Genomic DNA, 4907 nt, shown 5'->3' with positions numbered 1-4907 from the left:
TGTGAACGAAGTTAAGAAAATAGATGTTTCCAGCGACACGAATACAGCAATTAGTCATGGCGGCTGTTGTGCGACGTTTAGGGCGTTTCAAATTTTGACTTAATATAAGCAGTTAGATTGCTTTTATCTTTGACTTTGTTATAATGTTTTTTTGCTTTTTTAAGTTGCTTCTCGTCATTGTTTAGAATTGCTAACTCATATAAACTCAACGCATAGTTTCCATTGAAATAGTCGTCTTTAGAAAATTTTGATTGAACTTTTTCGAAATATTTAATCGACTCTTCGTATTTCCCATTAAGATTTAATAGTATAGCTTTTATAAACTGTACATCTTTATTCTCTACATAATATTTTTCTTCAGCTATATTAATATTCTCTAAGCCGAAATCTGGATCGCCAATTTCTGGACTCGTAATTGCAATTCCATAATATCCTTCAGGACTGGCAGGGAAGTATTTTGTCATTTCCAAATATTTTTTTCTTGCAAATCTCATATTTCCTATTGAGACGCTCATCATCGCTAGGTTCTGTTTGAATTCGATTGATTTATTTTGCGAAAGACTATCAGCCATGTAATACATTGCAAAAGCCTCTTTATTCATATTACTCAATCTAAATGTATAGCCGGCGAAAAAATAAGCATCACAAAAAAGCGAGTCTTGCTTTATCAATTTTTGGAATAATTGATTTGCTGCTCCGATGTAGAGATTTTGATTAATACAATCGATTCCCAATTTGAAAAGCTCTCTGGAATCACTTTGGTTTGGCATACCGCAGTAGGTACGCTGTCCCAGAAAATAATCTGACTGTGAAAATGATTTTGAATTCAAAAACAATAATAGAAACAGTAGTAGTAGTCTTTTAGTCATAGTTTTGATAAATGTTGCACAACGTTCCCTTACTATGCGACGTTGCGTTCAAAGCGGAACGAGTATTCTCCGCTAAGATAGAATTTATTCGTGAAAATAGAGCTGAAGCCACTGAAAACCAGCAATGATCGCATAGTAAGTGTTGGCAGTAGTTATGGTTTAATTTTTAATGATTTAATTAAATTCTCAAAACCATTCCATTCAAAACTTTGGTCGACCGTTACATAATATTGGTCAGCTTTACTATTAGTAATTACATAGTCATCTATGGAAGAAGACGCGCCTCTGTGATTGCTCCGTAATTCTATTTCGAATTCTCTGAGTATATTAATTTGATTACTCGTCAAATTATATTTTAAACCTTTGTATTCTGCTAAGGTTTTATCTTTTGTCTTAGTAATCGAGAGTAATACTTCATCTTGAGTATCGAAACATCCGCGATGATGGAAATAAATTTTCATCGTTTCGCCAATGTTCAGCTCATCAATTGAAAGAACATTGTTGTTTGATTTATAGTCTAGATAGTCAACACATAATTTTATTGTTTTTAGTTCAGGTCTACCAAGCTCAAAATTGACAATGTTTCTTTGATTATAAATAGTTATGTATTCAATGTGATATTTACCATATTCTAAACCGGATACAGCAATGTTTCTTTCGCCTGGCACCAGATTTTTTTCCGTTAGTTTAATCTCGACTGCTTTTTCACCATCTTTAAATAGCCTGCATTTCACCTTTTTTAATATTCCATTATCTCTGTATTTACAAAAAGTTGGAACAATTTCTATTCGCCCACTTTTTTCGATATTGTTTTTGTTCTGACAGCTAGCAAAAACCAATAATAAAAGGACAATAAAATTTCTCATGTTTAAGGTTAGTTGTTAGGAGGTATAATTACTGCCAACGTTCCGCGGACACGCGAAGTTGCGAAGCCAACGGACTGAGTTGTTTCCGCTAAGATAGAATTTATTCGTGAAAGCAGAGCTGAAGCCACTCAAAACCAGCAATTTCTCGTGACCGCTGTTATGTGACGTTATAATTCAGGTTCTAAAAACCTCGCCAACTTTTTTTTCGCCAATTCTATTGCGTCGGGATAACTTCTGGTCAATTCGATGTTTTTATTCGTTAATGTCTTGAGTAACGAAACGATTCCATTTTCACAATTCTCGGAGGTAATTACCACGATCGGCCAAGTATCGCTTTTTTCTCTTTCAATTTGAGAAAACAAATCTATCGTTTTGGCCAGTCGATTTCCGCTCTGATATTCTAATTCGATAAAATCAAAAACTAACACAATTGGATTTACTTGAAAAAAGTATTGACATACTTTTCCAAACAAATAATCACATTCGCCGTTTCCTTTTGAACCTTCGGCTATTTTACCAACAACTTTGCAATAGAGAATCCCGAAATTGCTCTCAGTTTTAAAAAACGTGGTAAGCTTTTCATTTTTGTCATAATTAATTTCAAAAAAATTCATTCTAACGGTTTGTTTGCGGTTTTGGGATAATGGCACATAACGTTTCGCGGACACGCGAAGTTGCGATGCAAGTGAAACGAGTATTTTCCGCTAAGATAAAATTTATTCGTGGAAACAGAGCTAAAGCTGCTCAAAACCAGCAATTTCTCGTGACCGCTGTTAGCAGATGTTTTTTTGCTCAATAACACTTATTTCGTACAGACCTTACGACGTATTTTTCCGTCTTACCCTTTTGGGAAAATCTCCATTCCATCTTTTGGTTATTCGGACACGCGCGCATTGAATATGTTGCTAAATAGTCCTCAACGTGGTCATCAAGTATATCAACAGAAAATCCACCAGGATCTTCTATAAATGTTCTAGGAGTTTTCGAGGATTCTTTAAAAAACATACGATGATAAGAAGTATACTTTTTTTCTACGCTATCGTGTGCAATTGTTTCGTCGTTGTAATTACGCATCAAATTGTATAGTTTCTCGTCATCTGTAGGCGGATTAATAACGAATATTACGTCATTATAATCTTTGTGATTTTCATAAGAACTTTCGCGTCTAAATTGTGGAGCAGAGTAAAATTCAGTTTTATTTTCGTTACAGGACATCACTATCGTCAATAAAAAAAGGGAAATAATGTATTTCATATTTGTCATTATTACTTAGCTATTCGCGGCGTTGTTGTAAAATATCTGCTAACGTTTCGCCGCCATGTCTAGTTGCGGCCAAGATAGCAGAGTATTTTCCGCTACTGTGAACGAAGTTAAGGAAAATGGAGTTTCCGGCGACACGAATGCAGCAATTAGTCATGGCGGCTGTTACCAGATGTCGTAATTTATTCAAAAATAATTATATCTCTGTGTAACCAATTAACCTAAATATTTTGTGAGATAGATTAAAATAATGCCAGCTATAACAGCCACGACGATTTCAACTATATAAGTTTTTGTCTTTGATTCTTTAGATTCAATTACTTTAACCTCTTTTACTTTTTTAGGTTTTTTGGGCTTCCTGATTTTCTTTTGCTCTTTCTCATCAAGAAATCTATATTCAAACCAACCGCCTACATTTTTTACCCGCTCTCCAAACGGAGTTAATTTAATTGTATTGAAATCATTGTCTTTCAATTCTATTAAACCCAAGGACTTTGCCTCATTTAAAGCGGTAAATATGTCAATAGGGATGAAACCATTTTTTCGAGCATAAGCGTGAACATCAACAGTTCTAAATTCTGAATTGAAACTATTTACGATCATGTTGATAAAATCATCTTCTCTCATAAGATTCTAACTTTGACTGTCAAATGTAATGAAAAAGCTATGACGAATAATCGAGGTTAATTTTTGGTTATATTATTATATTATTGCCTATTCAAAACTATTTAGTTGATCCTTGCCCTGTGTTTTTCAACGATATCTGGTAACGTCCCGCGCACAGGCGACGTTGCGAAGCCAGCGAACTGAGTTGTTTCCGCTAAGATAGAATTTATTCGTGAAAATAGAGCCGAAGCCACTGAAAACCAGCAATGATCGCTTGTGCGCTGTTATGCGTTCGTGCCAATATAATGATTGCATTTACGGCTTGCCTTTTTCTGTCCATGATGCCCAACCTTGTTCATGCCAAAGCTCCATTTGAAAATCTTGATAAAGTTTTTTAAAAATTATTGCTCTTTCAATTGTTCCTGCGGGAATCATGACTTCTTGTTCACATTTTACAGTTGTAATAAAAAAACTTCTACCGTTTTCGATTTTAGGTTCAATTCTACTAGACATAACTGTTGAAATTCTCCATTCGTAACTTTCTTCCCAAAAGCCATTTTTATTGATTGCGTCTTTTATTAATTCTACTTCATTTTTTGTGGCAGAATATTTACTAATTTCTTTTAGATAAGAGACATGCTTTAAAGGTTTTGATCTATAAAGTACTTTTCCTTTCATTCCAGTCCTTTCAAACAATTCTTTGTCATATTCTACTTCAGATTCCCCATTATTCTTGGGTTTTAAAAAATCAAGTAATCCCATAGTTTATTGTTTAGTTTAAGTGTAGTTATCAAGGCATGACGCATAACGTCCCGCGCACAGGCGACGTTGCGACCAAAGCGGAACTGAGTATTTTCCGCTAAGATAGAATTTATTCGTGAAAATAGAGCCGAAGCTACTGAAAACCAGCAATGATCGCTTGTGCGCTGTTAGGCGATTTCGCTGTTCAAATTTATAATTTCAGTTTCTAAGAATTGCCACATTCCCATTAAGAATCTACTTTTTTCTTGAGCCTTATTAAAGAGCTTTTTTCCATCTTCAGAAAGAGTGTATTTATTCTCGTTTTTTAGAATTAGATTTTTTACCAGCAACCAATTTACAGAAACTTGTATTTCTTTATGCGTTGGCACAGCGTGATTTATTCCGTCTGCTATTTGAGAAATTCCACCATAATCGGTTGGCTTCATTTCGGAAGCAATCGCGATTGCTAAAAAAATCCAAGAAACAATTTCTTCTTTTGTCATAAGATTCGAGCATTTCTACGTTTCTGGTGCGATTTCGCCTAACGTTTCGCGGACACGTGAAG

7 protein-coding genes are annotated in these 4907 nt (G+C 34.7%); all 7 read right to left on the bottom strand.

The window, feature by feature from the left end; translation table 11 throughout:
- Positions 1 to 77: 77 nt before the first annotated feature.
- Positions 78 to 770, bottom strand: coding sequence for a tetratricopeptide repeat protein (locus B2741_RS11460; RefSeq protein WP_291138969.1), 693 nt, complete (start codon positions 768 to 770; stop codon positions 78 to 80).
- A gap of 251 nt (positions 771 to 1021) precedes the next feature.
- Positions 1022 to 1735 carry a hypothetical protein gene (locus B2741_RS11455; RefSeq protein ID WP_291138967.1) on the bottom strand — a complete coding sequence of 238 codons (714 nt, stop codon included), beginning with the start codon at positions 1733 to 1735 and terminating at the stop codon, positions 1022 to 1024.
- 167 nt (positions 1736 to 1902) lie between these two features.
- Positions 1903 to 2349: a hypothetical protein gene (locus B2741_RS11450; protein WP_291138965.1), complete on the bottom strand. Its 447-nt coding sequence runs from the start codon at positions 2347 to 2349 to the stop codon at positions 1903 to 1905.
- Between the two features lie 178 nt (positions 2350 to 2527).
- Entirely contained in the window at positions 2528 to 2950 is a 423-nt protein-coding gene (locus tag B2741_RS11445; protein ID WP_291138963.1) for a hypothetical protein, read from the bottom strand.
- A 261-nt stretch (positions 2951 to 3211) separates the two neighbouring features.
- Positions 3212 to 3622: a hypothetical protein gene (locus B2741_RS11440; RefSeq protein WP_291138961.1), complete on the bottom strand. Its 411-nt coding sequence runs from the start codon at positions 3620 to 3622 to the stop codon at positions 3212 to 3214.
- 294 nt (positions 3623 to 3916) lie between these two features.
- Positions 3917 to 4363, bottom strand: coding sequence for a hypothetical protein (locus B2741_RS11435; protein WP_291138959.1), 447 nt, complete (start codon positions 4361 to 4363; stop codon positions 3917 to 3919).
- A 167-nt stretch (positions 4364 to 4530) separates the two neighbouring features.
- On the bottom strand, positions 4531 to 4845 hold the full coding sequence (locus B2741_RS11430) for a hypothetical protein (RefSeq protein WP_291138957.1): 315 nt from the start codon (positions 4843 to 4845) through the stop codon (positions 4531 to 4533).
- Positions 4846 to 4907 lie beyond the last annotated feature (62 nt).

It is taken from the genome of Flavobacterium sp. UBA7663, from assembly GCF_002483315.1.
GTDB lineage: Bacteria > Bacteroidota > Bacteroidia > Flavobacteriales > Flavobacteriaceae > Flavobacterium.
This window is presented reverse-complemented; position numbering and strand designations above follow the sequence as displayed.

Bases quoted from the DNA above. Each gene is read 5' to 3' on its own strand.
- B2741_RS11460 (WP_291138969.1), bottom strand. From the start codon at position 770: ATGCCAAACCAAAGTGATTCCAGAGAGCTTTTCAAATTGGGAATCGAT.
- B2741_RS11455 (WP_291138967.1), bottom strand. From the start codon at position 1,735: ATGAGAAATTTTATTGTCCTTTTATTATTGGTTTTTGCTAGCTGTCAG.
- B2741_RS11450 (WP_291138965.1), bottom strand. From the start codon at position 2,349: ATGAATTTTTTTGAAATTAATTATGACAAAAATGAAAAGCTTACCACG.
- B2741_RS11445 (WP_291138963.1), bottom strand. From the start codon at position 2,950: ATGTCCTGTAACGAAAATAAAACTGAATTTTACTCTGCTCCACAATTT.
- B2741_RS11440 (WP_291138961.1), bottom strand. From the start codon at position 3,622: ATGAGAGAAGATGATTTTATCAACATGATCGTAAATAGTTTCAATTCA.
- B2741_RS11435 (WP_291138959.1), bottom strand. From the start codon at position 4,363: ATGGGATTACTTGATTTTTTAAAACCCAAGAATAATGGGGAATCTGAA.
- B2741_RS11430 (WP_291138957.1), bottom strand. From the start codon at position 4,845: ATGACAAAAGAAGAAATTGTTTCTTGGATTTTTTTAGCAATCGCGATT.